Consider the following 19,248-nt stretch of genomic DNA (forward strand, 5'->3'; position numbering starts at 1 on the left):
CGTCAGTCGGCCGACTCGAACCCGATCGCGAACGCCGACTCGAGGTCGTGGCGGGAGTACGCCCGGAAGGCGATGTGCGTCTCGGTCTCGAGCACGCCGGGGACCTTGCTGATGCGGCCGGCGATCACCTCGGCGATCTGGTCGAACTCGCGCACCCGGACGAGGGCGATGAGATCGACCTCGCCGGCGGTGGAGTAGACCTCGCTGACCCCGTCGAGGTCGGCGATCGCCGCGGCCACCTCGGGGATCGAGTCGGTGGCGGTATCGATCATCACGATGGCGGTGATCACGCCGGCGATGCTAGCCGGGCCCGCGGAGCGGCGCCTCCGCCCGTGGTGATCCGGTCCGGCCGGGCACGCGTGCCCAGCGAGCGGCCGTCGGCGAACGGATCGCGGCCGGCACCGCTGCCGTCGGCCATCGCGAGGAACCGGCTGAAGGGGCCCGTGCCCGGGGCCGGGCTGGCGAGCGTGCCGTCCAGCTCGACCAGTCGGGTGCCCGGCTTCTCCATCCAGCGCAGGACGAGCTCGGTCTCGTCGACCGACGCCGCGATCTCGCCGTCGGGACCGATCGGGGTCTCCGCGGTGCTGAGCAGGCCGGCGAGGGTGCCGCGGACCGACGCGCCCCGCGGGGCCACCCCGGCGGAGACCAGCCGGCCGCGGCGCACGACGGACAGCTCCCAGCCGCCCGCGCCGTCGGAACGGGCGAGCACGAGCTCGGCGACGGCTGCGAGCGACTCCAGCCGCTGCCGCCGGCGGACGGCGCGGAGCAGGACGGCGACGCGGTCGCGGAGGACGGCGGCGTCCTCGTAGCGCTCCTCCGCGGCCAGGCGCTCGACGCGGTCCAGCAGCGGCCTGACCAGCGCGGTGGGATCGCACGCGACCGCCGCACGCAGCACCGCGGCGACGTCGGCGTACGCCGTCACGGACTGGGCGCCCGTGCAGGGGGCGCCGCAGCGGCCCATGTCGAACAGCGCGCAGGCCGAGCCGGTCGGGGCGCGCGCCGGGATGCGGGCGGTGCACTGCCGCAGCGGCAGCGCCTCGTGCACGGCCGCGACCGCGGCGTCGGCGGCCCGCCGGTCGGGGAAGGGGCCGAGGAAGACCCCGGCGCCCGGGCGCACGCGGCGGACCACGGAGAGCCGGGGGAAGGGCTCGTCGGTGAGGCGGACCCACAGGGCCCGTTCGGGGAAGCGGGAGCGGCGGTTGTACCGCGGCTTGTGCTCGGCGATCAGCCGCAGCTCGCGCACCGCCGCCTCCAGCGCGTGGGCGCACGGGATCGCTTCGACGCGCTGGGACAGCGCCACCATCTCGGTGATCCGGCTGCGCTGCTCACCGGAGGTGAAGTAGCTGCGCACCCGGGTGCGCAGATCGGTCGACGTGCCCACGTAGAGCGGCTCGTCGCGCGGACCGCGGAAGAGGTAGACGCCGGGGCCGTGCGGGACGGCGTCGGCCAGGTGGCGCTTGCGCCGGCGCTCGGGATCGACCTGCCGGGTGAGCCCGGTCAGCTCCTCGAGCGAGGAGACACCGAGCGGTCCGAGCCGCTCGAAGAGCCCGTGCAGGACGTCGACGGTGGCCCGGGCGTCGTCCAGCGCGCGGTGCGTGGGAGAGGTGGTGGCGGAGAAGAACGGCGCGAGGGTGGCCAGCTTGCAGTTGGGCACCTCGTCGCGGCTGAGCAGCCTGCGCGCCAGCACGGCGGTGTCGACCGACGCGGCCGGCGGCCACGGCACCCCGTTCCCCGCGCACGCCGCCTTGAGGAACCCGAGGTCGAAGGGGGCGTTGTGCGCGACCAGCACCGCGCCGCGGGCGAACTCGAGGAACGCGGGCAGCACCGTGCCGATCCGGGGTGCCGCGGCGACCATCGACGTCGTGATCCCGGTGAGCACGCTGATGTAGGGCGGGATGGCCCTTCCCGGGTCCACCAGCGTCTGGAACTCGCCCAGCACCACGCCGCCGCGCACCTTCACCGCCCCGATCTCGGTGATCGCGTCGTCCTTCGGCGAGCCCCCGGTGGTCTCCAGGTCGACGACCACGAAGGTGACCTCGGCCAGCGGCGTGCCCAGTTCCTCGATCGTGCCCTGCACGTAGCGAGGAAGGGTGGGGGAGGAGCTCACGGGCCGGACGTTAGGTCGGGGTGCCGACAGTCCCGGGGACGCCGCGCCGACCCGGTCCGCCCCGGCAACGCGGCACGATTCGCCCACCCGGGCGGCAACAGGGCCGCCCACCTGGCGCTATGCCGGTGATCGGGACAACATTCCAGCGGTGGGCGACCAGGCCCAGATCCGCAGAGGTGGTCCGATGTCCCCGCGCTCCCCGTGGCGCTCCCGGCGGCCCGGGGCCATGCGTCACGGCCGCGGCCGTCCGGCGCGGCTGCTCGTGCCGCTGGCCGCCCTCGCGCTGATCGGGACCGGAACCCCTGCGTCGGCCGCACCCAGCGACCAGCCGGGAGGCACCTCCGGCGTCCTCGACAGCCGCGCTCTGGACGCGCTGCAGCAGCGCGCCTCGGAGGTGCAGCGCGGTCTCCAGGAGCAGCAGGGCGAGGTCGTGGCCGCGCGCGAGTCGCTCGCCGCGGCCGAGGATGCCGTGGCCGACGCCGAGGCGGTGCTCGGCGACGCGGAAGGGGAGCTGGCCGGGCACCAGCGGCTCGTCGCCCGGTACGCCGCCGCCGTCTACCGCGACGGCGGGGCGCTGACGCCCTTGACGCTGCTGCTCAGCGGTGGGGACCCCGGCGACGTGGTGTCGGCGATGAGCTTCCTCGACGTCGTCGACCGGCACGCCGCCGCGGTGATCGGTGCGGCGGAGGAGCAGCGGCGGGCCGCCGTCGCGCAGCAGCAGCAGGCCGCGGCAGCGCTCGAGCAGGCGCGGACCCGTGCCGACGAGGTGGGCGCCCGGGTGGCCGAGCTGGAGGCGGCGGCCTCGGCGGTGACCGACGAGCTGGACGCCGCGCTCGGGGCGGTGGACCGCCAGCTGGCGCAGCTCCAGCGGGAGCAGGTCGAGGTCAACGACCGGACGGCGGCGAGCTGGCGGGCCTACCTCGACCAGCTGACCGCCGCCGGGATCGTCCCGCCGCCGTCGGCGGAGCTGGGCGACCCCGCCGCCGGCCTGCCCGCGCGCCTGGTGCCGGTCGGTGCCGCCGGCGGAGGTGCCCAGCGCGGAGCCGCACAGCTCCCCGGCCGGCCCGCATCCCTGCTCGTGCTGCCCGCCGAGACGCTCGCGGCGGTGACCGCGGCCATGGACGCGCTGGGACTGCCCTACGCGCCCGGTACCGCCGGTCCCGAGTCCTGGGACTGCGGCTCGCTGGTGCAGTCGGTCTACGGGCGGGCCGGCGTCGCGCTGCCCGGGAGCCAGGCGGAGCTCTTCGCCGTCACGGCGCCGGTCGCTGCCGCCGACGTGCTCCCCGGTGACCTGGTCTTCCTCGGCACCCCGGAGGCCGGGCTCGGGCACGTGGGGATCGCGCTCGACCCGCGCACCATGCTCGCGGCCGACGCCAGGGCGGGCGCCGTCGTGGTGCGCACCCTGCCCGCCGACGAGGTGCTCGGTGTCGGCCGGCCGAGCCTCGGTCGGCGCGCGCCCGCGGTGGCGCCGGGGCCGACGGGGGACGCCCTGCGCGTGGAGTGCGGCAACGCGGTCTACCCGCCCAGCTACGGCGGGGCGCGGCAGTGGGGCGGGTACCCCAACGGGCTCATCCCGCCCAGCGCGATGTGCCCGCTGGGCGCGGCGGGGCACTCGCTGCGCTGCGACGCCGCTGCGGCCTACCGGGCCATGTCGGCGGCCTACGCCGCCGCGTTCGGCGGGCCGCTCTGCATCACCGACTCCTACCGGACCTACGCCGGCCAGGTGAAGCTCTACGGCGAGAAGCCCGCGCTGGCCGCGGTCCCCGGGACGAGCAACCACGGCTGGGGGCTGGCCGTCGACCTGTGCGGCGGCATCGAGACCTTCGGGACGCCGCAGTACGGCTGGATGGCGGCCAACGCCGGGCGGTTCGGTTTCCTGCACCCGACGTGGGCCGACCCGGGCAACGGTCGCGAGGAGCCGTGGCACTGGGAGTACGCAGGCAGCTGACCGTCCGGGACGGGATTGTCGGTGGCCGCTCCTACCGTGCGCATGACTCACGGAGGAGAGACATGCTCATCGACTGCGATACCTGCACCGTCCGGGGCGCCGGCTGCGCCGACTGCGTCGTCACCGTGCTGCTCGGTGCTCCACCAGGGTGGGAGGGCGTCGACCCGGTCGTGGTGCCGATGGCCGGCCGCGCCCGCAGCGGCGGCCCCGCGCCGGCCGCCGAGGACGTCGTCGTGCCACCGCCCGGTGTGGTGGTGGAGTTCGACGACGTCGAACGCCGGGCCGTCCGCGCGCTGGCCGAGTACGGGCTGGTGCCGCCCCTGCGTCACCGCGACGGCTCCGGGGCGGCCGACGACGGCGGGATCTCGCCCGACCGACGTACCGGCTGACGCACTCGCCGGCGAGCTCAGTGGCTGCGGACCGTGCTTGTACCCCTACTCTCGGCTGCCACTGTGGAGGCGCGCGGAGAGGGTCGAGATTCTCGTCACAGGTTTAACTGCTGTCTCCGTTTGTCACGGACACATCACGAACGTAGGGTCGTCGCGTCCGACCGGGTGGTCGTCATCCGCAGACGGGTGGCCTCGGCCGGACACCGCCGAATCACCGCACGACGTCCGACCGGTCGTCCGAGGTGAACCGGGGACCCACCGCAGTCCTGGGGTGAGTTCTCCTGTGAGGGCCGGTCCGCCGGTGAGCAGGAGATAGGGCCGTTTCTTCCCCGCCCGAACCCGTCAGCTAACTCGGTAGGCGGTGACGAGGAAGAAATGGAGAGCCGCCGCTCGTGGCGACCCCGCACGCTTCACCGACGCATGTCCTCGCACCCTTCCGCCCCGATCCTCCGGCCGGCTCCGCCCGCCGGGTGGGCCGCCTCCGCGCCGGCCTGCTCATCGGGGCCACCACTGCACTGACCTTCACCATGGTCCCGGGCACCGCCTCCGCGGAGCCGGGCCGCGCCACCAGCACCGCCGAGGCCGCGCAGATGGTCGCCGAGGCCAGCCACGAGCTGGAGGTCGTGTCCGAGCAGCTGAACGAGGCGAAGGTGCAGCTCGAGCGCCAGCAGGCGGCCGTGGAGAGCGCCGCCCTCGCCGCCTACGCGGCCGACGTCGAGCGCGCTGCCCTCGACGGGCGGATCCGCCAGCTGGCTCGCACCGCCTACACCGGCGGCGGCAGGGCCCTCACCCAGCTCGACGTCATGCTGACCAGCGATTCGGCCGACGAGTTCGTCTCCCAGCTCGGCACGCTGGACGCCATCGCGGGGCGTACCAACGCCGCCGTCGGCGAGGTCGCCGAGGCCTCCGAGCGCGCCGAGGCCGCCCGCGCCGAGGCGCAGGAGGCTCGCGAGCAGGCCGAGGAGAGCGTCGAGCAGATCGAGGCGAAGCAGGACGACCTCGAGGTCAGGATCGCGGACTACCAGCGGCAGTACGCGGCTCTGGACGCCGCACAGCGCGCTGCCGTCGAGCGCGCCCACGCCGACGAGCAGTTGGCCCGGGCCTCGCGGTCCGAGCGCACCGCCCCCTCGTCCGCCGCCTCCTCGTCCGCCGCCTCCTCGGCGGGCAGCAGCGCCCCGGCGGCCCCCGCGCCGAGAGCTGCCGCGCCCAGCGGTGCCGCCCAGGTGGCGGTGAACACCGCACTGGCCCAGGTCGGGGACCGCTACGTGTGGGGCGCCGGCGGGCCGGACGCCTTCGACTGCTCGGGCCTGACGTCCTACGCCTACCGCGCCGCGGGCATCTCGCTGCCGCACTCCAGCCGCAGCCAGTCGCAGATGGGCCGGCCGGTCTCCCGGGGCGAGCTCCAGCCCGGCGACCTGCTGTTCTTCTACAGCCCGGTCAGCCACGTGGCCATGTACATCGGGAACGGCAAGATGGTGCACGCCTCCACCTCGAGCCAGCCGGTGAAGGTCGACAACGTCGACTCCTTCCCGAGCTACAACAGCGCCCGCCGCGTCGTCTGACGGACACGCGACCCGCTCGACGAGGGCCGGCGATCTCCCGCGCGGAGGTCGCCGGCCCTCGTCGTCCGGTCGTCGTGGCCCGTCCGGGGCCTCCGGAAGGCCACGAGCGGGAGGGCGATGCGAGCCGTCACTAGGATCGAGGCCGTGCGTGCCGGTGCCCCGTGGTGATGACGCCGCGGACCCGGCAGACCGGCGTCGCAACGGAGGCCGGATGACCGGCCGTCGCGCTGCGCTGGCGACCGCGGTGGTGCTCCTCGCCGCATTCGCCGTCGTCGTCGCCGTCGGCACCCCCTGGCAGACGCTGTCGGAGCCGCCGGGCGGGGCGACCCCGATCGACCCGACGGCCGGGTTGTCGGCCGAGCAGGTCGACCGCGCGGAGGCCTTCGCCGCCGCGATCCGGCCCGCCTCGCTCGCCTCCCTGCTGCTGGGGCTGACCGTCTCCGCCGTGCTCGGCCTGACGCCTCTCGGCGCGCGCCTGGTGCGCGGGCTCCCCACCCCCCGGCGGTGGCGCTGGGGCTGGCAGGTGCTGCTCGGTGTGTTCGCTCTCGCCGTGATCGGCCGGCTGGTCACCCTGCCGTTGTCGGCCTACGGCGAGGTGGTCCGCCACCGGTACGGGCTGTCCACCCGGAGCTGGGGGCTGTGGGTGCGGGACGTGGCGACGTCGACGGCGATCGACGCCGCCCTGACCGCCCTGGCGGTGGTGGCCCTCGTCTGGCTCGCCCGCCGGGCCTCGCGCCTGTGGTGGGCCTTCGCGGCCGCGGGCGCCACCGTGCTGGTGGTCGTGGGCTCCTTCCTGTGGCCGGTCCTCGTCGAGCCGGCCTTCAACAGCTTCGAGCCGATGCCCGCCGGGCAGCTGCGCAGCGATCTGCTCGCCCTGGCCGAGGAGAACGGCACCCCGGTCCAGGACGTGCTGGTCTCCGACGCCTCGCGCCGCACCACGGCCCTGAACGCCTACGTGTCGGGCTTCGGGTCCACCCGCCGCATCGTCGTCTACGACACGGTGCTCGAGCGACTGCCCGACGAGCAGATCGAGTCGATCACGGCCCACGAACTCGGCCACGTCGCCGCCGACGACGTCCTCACCGGCACCCTCCTCGGCGCGCTGGGGGGTGCAGGCGGGGTCGCCCTGCTCGGCTGGGCGCTGACGTCCCCGCGACTGCTCCGCCGGGCCGGGGCCGAGGGTCCGGCGGACCCGGCGGTGGTGCCGTTGGCCCTGCTGCTGGTCGCGGTCGGGACGCTGGTCGCGACGCCCGTGCAGAACCTGGTCTCCCGCCAGATCGAGGTGCGGGCCGACGTGGCCGCGCTCGACCTCACCGGTGATCCCGCAGCGTTCATCGCCATGCAGCGCGGCCTGGCCGGCAGCAATCTGTCCGACCCCGATCCGCCCGCGGCGTGGCACTGGTTCTTCGGCTCGCACCCCACGGCGGCCGAGCGGATCGCGCTGGCGCAGGACTGGGCCCGTTCGGAGCGCGAGCCGTGACCCGGACCCTCGTCGTCACCAACGACTTCCCGCCCCGCCAGGGCGGCATCCAGACCTTCGTCGCCGCACTGCTGGAACGCCGGCCCCCCGACTCGCTGGTGGTGCTCGCCTCCGACCACCCCGGCTCCGCCGAGCACGACGCAGCGCTGCCCTATCCGGTGGTGCGCCGGCCCACGGGCATGCTGCTGCCCACGCGGGCCACCGCGCGGGCCGCGGTCGACCTGGTCCACCGGTACGGCTGCGACAGCGCCTTCTTCGGCGCCGCGGCGCCGCTGGGCCTGCTCGCCCCCGCGCTCCGCCGGGCCGGCGTCGGGCACCTGGTCGGGGCCACGCACGGGCACGAGACCGGCTGGGTGGCGCTGCCCGGGAGCCGGCAGCTCATGCAGCGCATCGCCGACGGGCTCGACGTGCTCACCTACCTCACCGAGTACACCCGCGGACGGCTCGCCCCGGCGCTCGGCGGGCGCACCCGGCTCGCGCAGCTGTCCCCGGGGGTCGACGTCGACCGGTTCACCCCGGACGCCGACGGCGCCGCGGTCCGGCACCGGCACGGGCTGGGGGAGGCCCCGGTGGTCGTCTGCGTCTCCCGGCTGGTGGCCCGCAAGGGGCAGGACGTGCTGGTCGAGGGGTGGCCGCAGGTGCTCGCCCGGCATCCCTCCGCCCGGCTGCTCCTGGTCGGCGGCGGACCCGACGAGGCGGCGCTCCGGCGCGCTGTCGCCGCGCGCGGCCTGGGGCACTCCGTCGTCCTCACCGGAGGCGTCGACTCCGCCGAGCTCCCGGCCTACTACGCGGCCGGGGACGTGTTCGCCATGCCGTGCCGCACCCGCCGCGCCGGGCTGGACGTCGAGGGCCTGGGCATGGTCTTCCTGGAGGCGGCCGCCTGCGGACGGCCCGTCGTGGCGGGGACGTCGGGCGGCGCGCCGGAGGCGGTGCGGGAAGGCGTCACCGGCCACGTCGTGGACCCGCGGTCACCCACCGCGGTGGCGACCACGATCGCCGACCTCCTGGACGACCCGGCGCGGGCTCGCGCCATGGGTGCGGCCGGGCGCGCGTGGGTGGAGCAGAGCTGGTCCTGGACGACGATCGCGGCGACCTTCGCCGACCTGATCGAGCCCTGAACGCTCCCCCCCCTGAACGCACGCCGAGGCCCGCCCCGCGGTGCGGGACGGGCCTCGGGGCGGGGTGCCTCAGCGCGTGTAGAGCGCCTCGACCTCGTCGCCGAACTCCTTCATGACCACCGAGCGCTTGAGCTTGAGGCTCGGGGTGAGCATCCCGTTGTCCTCGGTGAAGTCCGTGCCGAGGATGTGGAACTTCTTGATCGCCTCGGCCTGCGAGACGGCCTTGTTCGCATCCTTCACGGCCGCGTCGATCTCGGCCTTCAGGTCGGCGTCCTCACGCACCTGCTCGAGCGTCTGGTCGGCGGGCTTGCCCTTGGACTCCAGCCACTGGGGCAGCGCCTCCTCGTCGAGGGTGATCAGCGCCGCGATGAACGGCCGCTGGTCGCCGACGACGATGCACTGGCTGACCAGCCGGTGGGAGCGCAGCCGGTCCTCGAGCACGGCGGGGGCGACGTTCTTGCCACCCGCGGTCACCAGGATCTCCTTCTTGCGGCCGGTGATCTTGAGGAAGCCGTCCGAGTCGAGCTCACCGATGTCGCCGCTGTGGAAGAAGCCCTCGGAGTCGATCGACTCCTTGGTGGCCTCCGCGTTGTTCCAGTAGCCGCGCATCACGATGCCGCCCTTGATGAGCACCTCGCCGTCGTCGGCGATCCGGAACGTGACACCGGGCAGCGGCTGCCCGACGGTGCCGATGCGCAGGGCCTCGTCGTGGTTGACCGAGGCGGCCGCGGTGGTCTCGGTCAGGCCGTAGCCCTCGAAGACGGTGACCCCGATGCCGCGGAAGAAGTGCCCGAGCCGCTCACCGAGCGGGGCGCCACCGGAGATGGCGCCCAGGCAGCGGCCACCCAGTGCGTCGCGCAGCTTGCCGTAGACCAGCTTGTCGAACAGGGCGTGCTGGACGCGCAGGCCGATGCCGGGGCCACCGGTGTCCTGGGCCCGCGACCAGTCGATGGCCACCTGGGCGGCCCTGTCGAAGATCTTGCCCTTGCCGTCGCCCTCGGCCTTGGCCTTCGCCGAGTTGAACACCTTCTCGAAGACACGGGGGACGGCCAGCACGAAGGTGGGCTTGAACTCGCCGAGGTCCTCGAGGAGGTTCTTGACGTCGGGGGTGTGCCCGATGACCGTGCGGTTGTAGATCGCGCCGACCTGCAGGACGCGGGCGAGGACGTGGGCCAGCGGGATGAACAGCAGCAGCGAGCCCTGCACGCTCATGAACCGGTCCAGCAGCGTGATGCCGTTCTGGATCTCGAACAGGAAGTTGCCGTGGGTGAGCTCGCAGCCCTTCGGCCGGCCGGTGGTGCCGCTGGTGTAGATCAGGGTCGCCAGGCTGTCGGCGTTCAGCGTCGCCCGGCGGGCGTCGAGCTCGGAGTCCGGGACGTCCTTGCCGGCCGCGATCAGGGCGCCGACGGCGTCGTCGTCGATGACGTGGACCGACTGCAGGGCCGGTGCCTGGCTGCGCACGGACTCGACGGCCGTGGCGTGCTCGGGGCTCTCGACCACGATCGCCGTGGCGCCGGAGTCGGAGAGGATCCAGGCGACCTGGTCGGCGCTGCTGGTCTCGTAGACGGGGACGACGACCGCGCCGGCGGTCCAGATCGCGAAGTCGAAGACCGTCCACTCGTAGCGGGTCTTCGCCTGCAGGGCCACGCGGTCGCCGGCGGCCACGCCGGAAGCGATGAGGCCCTTGGCCACGCCGCGCACCTCGTCGCCGAACTGCTGCCACGTGACGTCCCGCCACTGGCCGTCGCGCCGTCGCCGCAGACCGACCTCGCTACCGTGACCGGCCACGTTCTCGGCCAGCATGTCGGTCAGCGCCGCGTCGGGTCGCACCTCGGTGGTCACAGGAACGGTGAACTCGCGCACGCCTGCCCCTCTCCTCCCTGGCCGCCGCCGGGCACCGTCGCCCAGCGGTCCGTGACCAGGATCGTTCCGGCCAATCTAGCGGGCGGCCCCTACCGGTGAGTAGCGGAACGGGTGACGGACCGCCTCCGCGGCGATCCCGAGCCGCTAGCCTGCTGACCATGGCCGACCAGTCCACGCAGTCGATCGTCGTCGAGGCACCCGCTGCCGACGTCATGGCGGTCATCGCCGACTTCCCCGCGTACCCGGAGTGGGTGGCCGCGGCCAAGCAGGTCGAGGTGCTGGAGGAAGGCCCGGACGGACGGGCCCGCCGGGTGCACTTCGTGCTCGACGCCGGCGCGGTGAAGGACGACTACGTCCTCGACTACACCTGGGACGACGACCGCAAGGTCAGCTGGACGCTGGTCACCGGCCAGATGCAGAAGCGCCAGGACGGCTCCTACACGCTGGTCGAGACCGGCGGCCGGACCGAGGTGACCTACTCGATCACCATCGACCTCTCCATCCCGATGCTCGGCATGATCAAGCGCAAGGCCGAGAAGGTCATCCTCGACACGGCTCTCAAGGAGCTCAAGAAGCGCGTCGAGGGCTGACCCGGCGTGCAGACCCTGATCGTCACCGGCCCCGGTGGGGCCGGTACCTCCACCCTGGCCGCGGCCGCCGCGGTGCGCGCGGCCGGCGCGGGACGCACGACGCTGCTGCTCACCCGTCAGCCGTTCCCGGTCGCCGGCCTGGCCGGCGTGCCTGGCCTCGAGGTGCGCACGGTGGACGCCGGAGGAGCGGTCGAGCGGTTCTGGGCCGGGACGGTCGTCCCGGCGGCGGGATCGCTGCCGCAGGTCCCGCTGCCCCCGGCGTCCTCGGTGGCGTCGCTGCCCGGGACGGCCGAGCTCGCGCTCTTCGCCGAGCTCGGGCAGGCGAGGGCCGACCTGGTGGTCGTGGATGCCGGCTCGTCCGAGCAGGCCACCGCGCTGCTCGCGCTGCCTGCGACCCTGCGCTGGTGGCTGGACCGGCTGCTGCCGCCCGGGATGCGTGCGCTGGGCGCGCTCCGCTCGGCGGCGGTGACCTCCGGGGCCGCTCGCCGCGGTCCGGTCGACGCCGCCCTGGCGCTGGTGCCGCAGCTGGAGGCGCTGCTCGCGGCCGACCGGCTGGCCGATCCGTCCGGCACGGTCGTGTGCCTGGCAGCCGTGCCCCGCGCCGGCACGGCGGCGTCGCTGCGCGGGCTGGTCACCGCGCTGGGCCTGCACGGCCTGCGGCCGGCAGCCGTGCTCGCGCGGGTGCTGCCGGAGGACGACGCGGGGGAGTGGTGGCGCGCCCGGCTCCGGGAGCAGACCGCCGAGCTGACCTCGCTGGCCGAGCTGGCCCCGGTGCACCGGATCGCCGAGGGATGCACCGGACCCGCGGACGTCGCCGGCCTGGCCGCGCTCCTCGAGGACGTCGTCCTGCCGGAGGACGGCAGCCTGCCCGCGCCGGCGACCGAGCGGCTGGACGACGAGTGGCAGCTGACGGTCCCGTTGCCGTTCGCCGAGCGCGGCGCCGTCGGGCTGACCCGCTGGGAGGACGACCTGGTGATCACCGTCGCGGGCACCCGCCGGTCGCTGCGGCTGGACCCGCTGCTGCGCCGCTGCGAGGTCACGGGCGGGCGGATGGCCGATCCCGCGAGCGCGGACGCCCGGCTCGTGGTCTCCTTCCGACCCGACCCACAGCTCTGGCCGGCGGACCTGCTGGCCTCGGTGAGGAGAAGCTCATGACCACCGGTGCCGACTGGGCCGACTCCGCCCGCAGGCTGCTCGACGTCCTCCGCCCGCCCACGGGGGCACCGACCGGATCCGCCGAGGACTCCACAGAGGGAGGGCCGGCCCACGGGGCGGACTGCCGCTGGTGCCCCGTGTGCCAGGCGTCGGCGGTGCTGCGCGGCGAACGCCCCGAGGTGACCGCCGCACTCGCCGACGTGCTGGCCACGACCGCCTCGGTGCTGCGCGACCTCGCCGGGGAACCGGTCCGGTCCAGCGGTCCGGCGAGCGCTCCGGACGCACCCGGCGAAGGCGACGACCGGGGCGAGGACACCGCTCCCGGCGCGGGAGCGGTGCAGCGGATCGACATCGCGTGAGCGCGGCGGCACCCGAGTCCCTGGCCGCGCTGGGCATCGACATCGGCGGCACCAAGGTCGCCGGCGGGGTCGTGGCGCCCGACGGCACCATCCTGGCCACCGCGCGGCGGGCCACCCCCGGCGCCTCGGTGTCCGACACCGAGGACGCCATCGCCGCCGTCGCCGAGGAGCTGGCCGCCGGCCACGACGGCGAGCTGGTGGGGGTCGGCATCGGCGCCGCCGGCTGGTTCGACCGCACCGGTGACACCGTGCTGTTCAGCCCGCACCTGGCCTGGCGGCACTCCTCGCTCCGCAAGGACCTCGCGGCGCGACTGCAGCGCCCGCTGTGGGTGGGCAACGACGCCGACGCCGCGGCGTGGGCCGAGTACCGCTACGGCGCGGCGCGCGGGGCCGACCTGGCGCTGATGGTCACCCTCGGCACCGGCATCGGCGGCGGGATCGTGATGGACGGCCGGCTGCAGCGCGGAGCGCACGGTGTCGCAGGGGAGTGGGGGCACATGCGCGTCGTCCCAGACGGGCGGCTGTGCGCCTGCGGCAACCGCGGGTGCTGGGAGCAGTACGCCAGCGGCACGGCGCTCGGGCAGACCGCTCGCGAGGTGGCGGGCACCTCTCCGGCCGCAGCCGCGCTCCTGCTGGAGCGGGTCGAGGGCCAGGCGTCCCGCCTGACCGGCGAGGACGTCGCCCGGGCGGCCTACGACGGCGACCCGCTGGCGCTGGAGCTGGTCACCGAGGTCGGGGTGTGGCTCGGTCAGGGGATCGCCGACCTCGCCGCCGTCCTGGACCCCGAGGTCGTCGTCATCGGCGGTGGCGTCAGCGTGCTGGGCGAGATGGTCCTGGGGCCGGCGCGGGCCAGGCTCGACCGGGCGCTGCCCGGGCGTGGCTTCCGCCCGGGCCCGAGGATCGTGGCCGCCGAGCTCGGTGCGCAGGCGGGCATGGTGGGCGCCGCCGACCTCGTCCGCCGCGACATCGTCGCCCTCCGGGCGACACCGCGACCAGGGGCCGTCCCCCCGTCGCGCTGAGCCCCACCGTCGCCGCTGCGCGGAGCCCTCCGGGCCCCACTCGCGCCGACACCCGGTCACACGACGGCGCCGTCGTCCCCGTCGTGGTCGGAGCGGTCGCCCATCCTGGAGACCAGCATCGCCGCGCCACCGGCGATGGCGGCGACGCCGAGCACCAGCCCCAGGTCCGCGGACAGGCGCAGCCAGCCGGGGGTGGCGATGAGCACCAGCCCCAGCAGGACCAGCAGCCCGGCGTAGAGCGCGTGCGGTGCGGGAACCGGCACCGGCGGGGGCGGGGGCGGCTCGTAGTGCTCCTCGGGCAGATCGAGCACGGACACCTCGTGCGGAGGTGGCGGCGGCGCGTCCGAGGGCTGCTCGTCGACCACCGCCGCGCCGTGCTCGGCCTCGAAGGCGGCCACGATCCGCGACCACTCGGCGTCCTCGTCCAGGTCGGCACGCACGGGGACGGGCTCGGCGGGCCGACGCGGGTGCTCGTCGGCGTACCGCTCGACGAGCACGCGCGCCTCGGACTGACGGCCGCGGTCGACGAAGAGCCGGTCCGACGGGGGGCTCGGCAGCGAGACCTCCCGGGTGTAGGGCCCGACGTCGGCCGACGGGTCGAGGTAGGCGGCGATGCCGGCCGCCTCGAGGACGTCGAGGAGGTGCTCACCCACCCGCGGGTCGACGTCGCGCAGCGGGCTCCAGGACGTGGCCGGCAGCCCGTTGTCCCGCCGGCCCCTGCCGCGCGTCACGACGGTGCGCTCCCGGGCCGGGCGGCGGGAGTGCGCTCGCGGATCCAGGCCGCCGACCGCTCGAAGATCTGCGGGGCGTCGTTGTCGAGGGTGGCGACGTGGTAGCTGTTCCCGAGGACGACCTCGGTGGTGTCGCGGCTGGCGATGGAGGCGAGGAGCACCTCGCTGTTGGCCGGCTCCACCACGTGGTCCTCGATGCTGTGGAAGACGATGGTCGGCACGGTGACCCGCTGCAGGTCGGCACGGGTGAGGGCCCAGAGGGTGCGCAGCTGCAGCATCGCCCGCAGCGGCAGCCGCGGGTAGGCCAGCTCGGTGACGCCCGGCTTCTTGATGTCGCTGGCGATGGGGGCCCAGCTCGTGGTCAGCCGGGCGAGCAGCGGCAGCGCCCTGGCGTCGAGCCGCTGGGTGAACAGGGCCGGGTTGACGAGCAGGAGCCCGGCGAGGTCGCCGGAGCGCACCTCGGCCAGCCGGGTGGCCAGCGTGCCGCCCATGGACAGTCCCGCCACGAACACGCGGTCGCAGGTGGCGGCCAGCTCGTCGAAGGCCCCCTCGACCGCGGTGGTCCACTGCTCGTGGGTGCTGAGGTTGCAGTCCTGCCAGCTGGTGCCGTGCCCGGGCAGCAGCGGGCAGCTCACCGTGAAGCCCTCGGCGGCCAGGTGCTCGCCCCACGGGCGCATGCTCATCGGCGTCCCGGTGAAGCCGTGCACCAGCAGCACACCGGTGCGCCCCTGCTCGCCGCGGCCGGGGAACCGGAACGGCTCGGCTCCGGGCAGCACCGCGGGCGTCGGTGCGTTCGTTCCGGGCACGGGCGTCTCCTGGTAGTGCGGCGGCGGCTACTGCGAGTGATCCCTCGCACTGGACGCACCGATTGTCCTACGGCCCCCAGGCTCCCTAGTCTGGCAGTCCGCGAAGGAGGCGTGTTGTTCTACTGGTTCCTCAAGTTCGTCGGCATCGGCCCGGTCGTGCGCGTGCTCTTCCGTCCCCGCGCCGAGGGCCTCGAGCACGTGCCCGCCAGCGGTGCGGCCATCCTGGCGAGCAACCACCTGTCGGCGGCCGATTGGATCTTCATGCCGCTGTCGGTCAGGCGGCGGGTCACCTTCCTCGCGAAGGCCGAGTACTTCACCGGCACGGGCGTGAAGGGCTTCCTCCAGCGCTCCTTCTTCTCCGGCGCCGGGCAGGTGCCCATCGACCGCACCAGCGCATCGGCTGCCGAGGACGCCATCCAGACCGGGCTGCGCATCCTCCGGGACGGCCGGCTGCTGGGCATCTACCCCGAGGGCACGCGGTCCCCGGACGGGCGGCTGTTCCGCGGCAAGATCGGCGTGGCCCGGATGGCGCTGCAGACGGGAGTGCCGGTCGTCCCCGTGGCGATGTGCTACTCCAGCCGGAAGCTGCCGTTCGGCAAGAAGCTCATGCGCGTGACGGTGCGCTTCGGGGAGCCGCTGGACTTCTCGCGCTACGAGGGCCTGGCCGGTGACCGCTTCGTCGAGCGGTCCATCACCGACGAGATCATGTACGAGATCATGACGCTGTCCGGGCAGGAGTACGTCGACGTCTACGGCGCCACGGTGAAGAAGTCGATGACCGCGGGCAGCTCGAGCGCAGCGGACGCCGTCGCCACCCTGCAGCCGCCGGTGACCGAGGCGGCCGACCGCGCGCCCACGACGCTCGCGGGATGATGGCTGTCGCGCCGGGTGGGCCCGGAGGGTCCGCGCAGGCGCGACGAAGGGGCTCGACGTGTCGGGGGACGGCAGTGGGCCGCGGTGCGATCCGGAGGATCGCAGTGTCATCGCGGTGTCGGCCGGAGGCCGACGAGGTCATCGCGCGGCGAGCCGGTCCAGGATCTCTCGGAGCAGCTCGAGCAGTTCGGTCCGGCTCATCGTCGGCTCGTCGGCCCAGGAGCCGACGAGGTCCTCGGTGAAGGCGAACCAGGCGAGCACCAGCTGCCGGCGCCGGGCGTCGTCGGGCAGCTCCAGCGCGGTCAGCGCGACCTCGACCAGCCGCTCCCGCGTCTCCTCGTAGACCTCGGCCACCCACGGGTCGCCGCCGCTCGCGCCGCGCACGAACGCCAGGTGGCTTTCCCGGAAGGTCTCCACCCACCCGACGTAGCGGTCCAGCATCCCGGTCACCTGCTCCTCCGGCGACGTGCCGGGGGGAGGCAGGAGGTGGTCGAGCATGAAGTCGGCCGCCGCCCGGGTGACCGCGGTGTAGTACTCGCGCTTGGACGCGAAGTAGTGGAACAGCAGGCTGCGGCTGATGCCCGCCCGGCGGGCCACCTCGTCGATGGTGAGCTCCTGCACGGGGGTGGTCGGCAGCAGCTCGAGGCCGATCTGCACCAGCTGCGCCCGGCGGTCACCCGCCGTCCGGCGCAGCCGGGGTGACCCGGGCGTGGAGGACGCCGCCATCACCGGGCGGTCAGGCGGCGTGCCGGCCGGCGGTCGCGGCGGCCAGCAGCCGATCGATCGCGTCGGCCACCAGCCGCGGCCGTTCCTGGATCAGCATGTGCCCGGTGCGCTCGGCCACGTGCAGCGCGGCGCCGGGCAGCGTCTCGGCCAGCTGCCGGCTGTGCCGCTCGGGCGTCAGCTTGTCGCTGTCGCCGACGAGGACCTCCACCGGCACCCCGGTCAGCGCCGTCAGCTCGCTGCGCTTGTCGTGCTCGCCCAGCGCCGGGTAGAAGGCGGCGAACGCGCGCACGGTCGAGGCGTGCATGATCTCCGCCCCCGCGGTCACCATCTCGTCGGTCGCGTCGGCCCCGTACAGCAGCTCGCGGACGATCTTCCGGTGGCGGGGGTGCGCCGGCGGCACCAGCTGACGGATCCGCTCGACGGCCCGCGCGCCGCCGATCGCCACCGTGACCATGCCGGGCACCAGCTTCAGCTGCAGCCGCTCGGCCAGCTTCTCGCCGGACGGCGCGAGGTCCCCGGCCGACGTCGACACCAGCGCGACGCCCCGGACCCGGCTGCCGAAGAGCTCGGGCCGGGCCGCGGCCAGGCACATGACCGTCATGCCGCCCATGGAGTGCCCGCCCAGCACCACGGGCCCGGCGGGGACGAGCTGGTCGAGCAGGTCGCCGAGGTCCGCGCCGAGCTGGTCGATCGAGAGCTCGCGGACGTCGTCGGCGTAGCGGCCCCAGGTCGAACGGCCGTGGCCGCGCTGGTCGTAGCGGATCAGCCGCAGCTCACCGGCGGCGACCTTCGGCGTGAGCAGGTGCGCGACGTCGTCCCAGGAGGCCTGCGCGAGCGTCCAGCCGTGGGCGAGGACCAGGGTGACCGGCGCGTCGTCGGACCCGTCGACGACGGCGTGGATCAGCGCGCCGTCCCCGGTGCGGACGGCGGCGACGCGGCGGAGGACGGTGCCCGCGCTCATGCCGCCACCTCCGGCGTGCTCGCGGGCGCACCGGCCGGGACGCCGACGTAGTTCTCGCGATCCAGCTTCTTCGTGAGCTTGCGGAACCGGAAGGTGAAGTCCGGCCACAGCGTCGTGTTGTGGCCGTGCTCGTCGAGATACCAGCTGGCGCAGCCGCCGCCGAGCCAGACGGTGCCCTTCGACTTCTCGGCGATGAGGGTGCGGTAGGCCTCCTGCGCCTCGCGCGTGGTCTCCAGGACCTCCAGGGCCTCGGCGTCCATCGTGCGCAGGGCGTCGTCCACGTAGTTCACCTGCGACTCGATCATGTAGACCATCGATGTGTGGCCGACGCCGACGTTCGGGCCCACCAGCAGGAACAGGTTGGGGAAGCCCGCGACGGTGGCGCTGCGGTTGCTCACCATGCCGTCCGCCCAGACCTCGGCCAGGCTCCGGCCGTCGCGGCCGCGGATCCTCTCCGCGATCGGCAGGTCGGTCACGTGGAAGCCGGTGGCCAGCACGATGGTGTCGGTGGGCCGCTCGACGCCGTCCCTGCTCACGATCGAGCGCGGGCGGACCTCGGCGATGCCGGCCGTGACGAGTTCGGCGTTGGGCGCGGCCACGGCCGGGAAGTAGTCGTTGCTGATGAGGATCCGCTTGCAGCCGATGGTGTAGTCCGGCGTCAGCGCCTTGCGGAGCTTCGGGTCGCGCACCTGGCGCTCGAGGTGGGCCTTGGCCAGCTTGCCGACCGGCTTGAGGAAGCGCCGGTTCTTCGCCATGCCGATGACGAGGAACTCGCGGAAGAGGTAGAGGCCGCCGCGGATCGCCTTCTGCATGCCGGGGACGGAGCGGTAGAGCCGGCGCATGAGCGGCTTGACCGGGTGGTCGGTGCGGGGGACCACCCAGGCGGGCGTCCGCTGGTAGACGGCGATGTTCTCGACGATCGGCTGGATCGCCGGGACCACCTGGATGGCCGAGGCGCCGGTGCCGATGACGGCGACCTTCTCACCGGCCAGGTCGTGCTCGGCGTCCCAGCGGGCCGAGTGCATGACGGTGCCGGTGAAGGTGTCCAGGCCCGGGATGTCGGGATAGGTCGGGTCGGCCAACGCGCCGGCGGCCGAGACGAGGATGCGGGCCCGGAACTCGCCGGCCGTCGTCGAGACCAGCCAGCGCCGCGCCGCGTCGTCCCACCGGGCGGCGGTGACCTCGGCGCCGAAGACGCAGTGCCGGCGGACGTCGAAGTCCTTCGCGACCCGCTGCAGGTAGGCCTGGATCTCCGGCTGCTCGGAGTAGGAGCGCCCCCAGTCGGGGTTCAGCGCGAAGGAGAACGAGTAGAGGTTGGACTGCACGTCGCAGGCCGCACCCGGATAGGTGTTGTCCCGCCAGGTCCCGCCGACGTCGTGCGCCCGCTCCAGGAGCGCGAAGTCCGTCTCGCCCCGTCGCTTCAGGGCGATCGCCATGCACAGACCGGCGAAGCCCGATCCGATGATCGCCACGCCCACGTCGCGGACGTGCCCCGAGGGCTCCCCGGTGGGCGTGGACTGGGTCTCGAGCGTGCTGGTCACCGATCGGCTCCTTCTCGGTC

The 19,248-nt window shown here is 74.4% G+C and carries 18 protein-coding genes and 1 riboswitch; of the genes, 10 read left to right on the forward strand and 8 right to left on the reverse strand.

Features of this window, described 5'->3' with window-relative positions:
• Positions 1-2: 2 nt before the first annotated feature.
• Positions 3-290, reverse strand: a complete 288-nt coding sequence (locus ACI793_RS12725) for an Lrp/AsnC family transcriptional regulator (protein WP_311346710.1) — start codon at positions 288-290, stop codon at positions 3-5.
• Positions 287-2,107 (reverse strand): DEDD exonuclease domain-containing protein, encoded by a 1,821-nt coding sequence (locus ACI793_RS12730; protein WP_456606735.1) that lies wholly within the window; start codon positions 2,105-2,107, stop codon positions 287-289. Before ACI793_RS12730 ends, ACI793_RS12725 begins: the two co-directional genes overlap by 4 nt.
• Positions 2,108-2,291: 184 nt before the next feature.
• On the opposite strand from ACI793_RS12730, the gene ACI793_RS12735 reads away from it, so the two are divergent.
• The 5 genes from ACI793_RS12735 (at position 2,292) to ACI793_RS12755 (ending at position 8,604) form a co-directional block, all read left to right on the forward strand.
• The gene (locus ACI793_RS12735) at positions 2,292-4,055 is read left to right on the forward strand and encodes a D-alanyl-D-alanine carboxypeptidase family protein (protein ID WP_456606736.1); all 1,764 of its coding nucleotides are present in this window, start codon (positions 2,292-2,294) and stop codon (positions 4,053-4,055) included.
• Between the two features lie 62 nt (positions 4,056-4,117).
• Positions 4,118-4,444, forward strand: coding sequence for a hypothetical protein (locus tag ACI793_RS12740; protein WP_456606737.1), 327 nt, complete (start codon positions 4,118-4,120; stop codon positions 4,442-4,444).
• A 194-nt stretch (positions 4,445-4,638) separates the two neighbouring features.
• Positions 4,639-4,820: riboswitch (cyclic di-AMP (ydaO/yuaA leader) on the forward strand.
• A gap of 94 nt (positions 4,821-4,914) precedes the next feature.
• Positions 4,915-6,006, forward strand: a complete 1,092-nt coding sequence (locus ACI793_RS12745) for a C40 family peptidase (protein ID WP_456606738.1) — start codon at positions 4,915-4,917, stop codon at positions 6,004-6,006.
• A gap of 211 nt (positions 6,007-6,217) precedes the next feature.
• Positions 6,218-7,486, forward strand: a complete 1,269-nt coding sequence (locus tag ACI793_RS12750) for a M48 family metallopeptidase (RefSeq protein ID WP_456606739.1) — start codon at positions 6,218-6,220, stop codon at positions 7,484-7,486.
• Positions 7,483-8,604, forward strand: a complete 1,122-nt coding sequence (locus ACI793_RS12755; protein WP_456606740.1) for a glycosyltransferase family 4 protein — start codon at positions 7,483-7,485, stop codon at positions 8,602-8,604. The genes ACI793_RS12750 and ACI793_RS12755 overlap by 4 nt, the downstream gene beginning before the upstream one ends.
• Before the next feature lie 69 nt (positions 8,605-8,673).
• Here ACI793_RS12755 and ACI793_RS12760 read toward each other — a convergent pair whose 3' ends face one another.
• A complete protein-coding gene (locus ACI793_RS12760) occupies positions 8,674-10,467 on the reverse strand; it encodes an AMP-dependent synthetase/ligase (protein WP_456606741.1) in 1,794 nt (597 codons plus the stop codon).
• Between the two features lie 158 nt (positions 10,468-10,625).
• On the opposite strand from ACI793_RS12760, the gene ACI793_RS12765 reads away from it, so the two are divergent.
• The 4 genes from ACI793_RS12765 to ACI793_RS12780 are packed head-to-tail and all read left to right on the forward strand — an operon-like array spanning position 10,626 to position 13,590.
• Complete coding sequence (locus ACI793_RS12765) at positions 10,626-11,057, forward strand: SRPBCC family protein (protein ID WP_456606742.1); 432 nt, start codon at positions 10,626-10,628, stop codon at positions 11,055-11,057.
• Positions 11,058-11,063: 6 nt separating this feature from the next.
• The gene (locus tag ACI793_RS12770; protein ID WP_456606743.1) at positions 11,064-12,212 is read left to right on the forward strand and encodes an ArsA family ATPase; all 1,149 of its coding nucleotides are present in this window, start codon (positions 11,064-11,066) and stop codon (positions 12,210-12,212) included.
• A complete protein-coding gene (locus ACI793_RS12775; protein WP_456606744.1) occupies positions 12,209-12,571 on the forward strand; it encodes a hypothetical protein in 363 nt (120 codons plus the stop codon). Before ACI793_RS12770 ends, ACI793_RS12775 begins: the two co-directional genes overlap by 4 nt.
• Positions 12,568-13,590 (forward strand): ROK family glucokinase, encoded by a 1,023-nt coding sequence (locus ACI793_RS12780; protein ID WP_456606745.1) that lies wholly within the window; start codon positions 12,568-12,570, stop codon positions 13,588-13,590. The genes ACI793_RS12775 and ACI793_RS12780 overlap by 4 nt, the downstream gene beginning before the upstream one ends.
• Positions 13,591-13,646: 56 nt before the next feature.
• On the opposite strand, the gene ACI793_RS12785 is transcribed toward ACI793_RS12780, so the two are convergent.
• Both ACI793_RS12785 and ACI793_RS12790 read right to left on the reverse strand, forming a co-directional pair.
• Positions 13,647-14,321 carry a hypothetical protein gene (locus tag ACI793_RS12785; RefSeq protein WP_456606746.1) on the reverse strand — a complete coding sequence of 225 codons (675 nt, stop codon included), beginning with the start codon at positions 14,319-14,321 and terminating at the stop codon, positions 13,647-13,649.
• Positions 14,318-15,127 carry an alpha/beta hydrolase gene (locus ACI793_RS12790; RefSeq protein ID WP_456606747.1) on the reverse strand — a complete coding sequence of 270 codons (810 nt, stop codon included), beginning with the start codon at positions 15,125-15,127 and terminating at the stop codon, positions 14,318-14,320. The genes ACI793_RS12785 and ACI793_RS12790 overlap by 4 nt, the downstream gene beginning before the upstream one ends.
• A gap of 111 nt (positions 15,128-15,238) precedes the next feature.
• Here ACI793_RS12790 and ACI793_RS12795 point away from each other — a divergent pair, with 111 nt between their 5' ends.
• Positions 15,239-16,000, forward strand: a complete 762-nt coding sequence (locus tag ACI793_RS12795) for a lysophospholipid acyltransferase family protein (RefSeq protein ID WP_456606748.1) — start codon at positions 15,239-15,241, stop codon at positions 15,998-16,000.
• Between the two features lie 138 nt (positions 16,001-16,138).
• Here ACI793_RS12795 and ACI793_RS12800 read toward each other — a convergent pair whose 3' ends face one another.
• Genes ACI793_RS12800 through ACI793_RS12810 form a run of 3 tightly spaced genes read right to left on the reverse strand, consistent with a single transcriptional unit; the run spans position 16,139 to position 19,228 of the window.
• Positions 16,139-16,726, reverse strand: coding sequence for a TetR/AcrR family transcriptional regulator (locus tag ACI793_RS12800; protein ID WP_456606749.1), 588 nt, complete (start codon positions 16,724-16,726; stop codon positions 16,139-16,141).
• A gap of 10 nt (positions 16,727-16,736) precedes the next feature.
• Complete coding sequence (locus ACI793_RS12805) at positions 16,737-17,687, reverse strand: alpha/beta fold hydrolase (RefSeq protein WP_456606750.1); 951 nt, start codon at positions 17,685-17,687, stop codon at positions 16,737-16,739.
• The gene (locus ACI793_RS12810) at positions 17,684-19,228 is read right to left on the reverse strand and encodes a flavin-containing monooxygenase (protein WP_456606751.1); all 1,545 of its coding nucleotides are present in this window, start codon (positions 19,226-19,228) and stop codon (positions 17,684-17,686) included. The genes ACI793_RS12805 and ACI793_RS12810 overlap by 4 nt, the downstream gene beginning before the upstream one ends.
• Between the last annotated feature and the right edge of the window lie 20 nt (positions 19,229-19,248).

The organism is Blastococcus sp. SYSU DS0617 (assembly GCF_054051075.1).

What these genes read in the sequence shown, in the direction of transcription:
- ACI793_RS12735 (WP_456606736.1), top strand. Translation starts at nt 2,292, where the DNA reads ATGTCCCCGCGCTCCCCGTGGCGCTCCCGGCGGCCCGGGGCCATGCGT.
- ACI793_RS12740 (WP_456606737.1), top strand. Translation starts at nt 4,118, where the DNA reads ATGCTCATCGACTGCGATACCTGCACCGTCCGGGGCGCCGGCTGCGCC.
- ACI793_RS12750 (WP_456606739.1), top strand. Translation starts at nt 6,218, where the DNA reads ATGACCGGCCGTCGCGCTGCGCTGGCGACCGCGGTGGTGCTCCTCGCC.
- ACI793_RS12765 (WP_456606742.1), top strand. Translation starts at nt 10,626, where the DNA reads ATGGCCGACCAGTCCACGCAGTCGATCGTCGTCGAGGCACCCGCTGCC.
- ACI793_RS12775 (WP_456606744.1), top strand. Translation starts at nt 12,209, where the DNA reads ATGACCACCGGTGCCGACTGGGCCGACTCCGCCCGCAGGCTGCTCGAC.
- ACI793_RS12800 (WP_456606749.1), bottom strand. Translation starts at nt 16,726, where the DNA reads ATGGCGGCGTCCTCCACGCCCGGGTCACCCCGGCTGCGCCGGACGGCG.
- ACI793_RS12805 (WP_456606750.1), bottom strand. Translation starts at nt 17,687, where the DNA reads ATGAGCGCGGGCACCGTCCTCCGCCGCGTCGCCGCCGTCCGCACCGGG.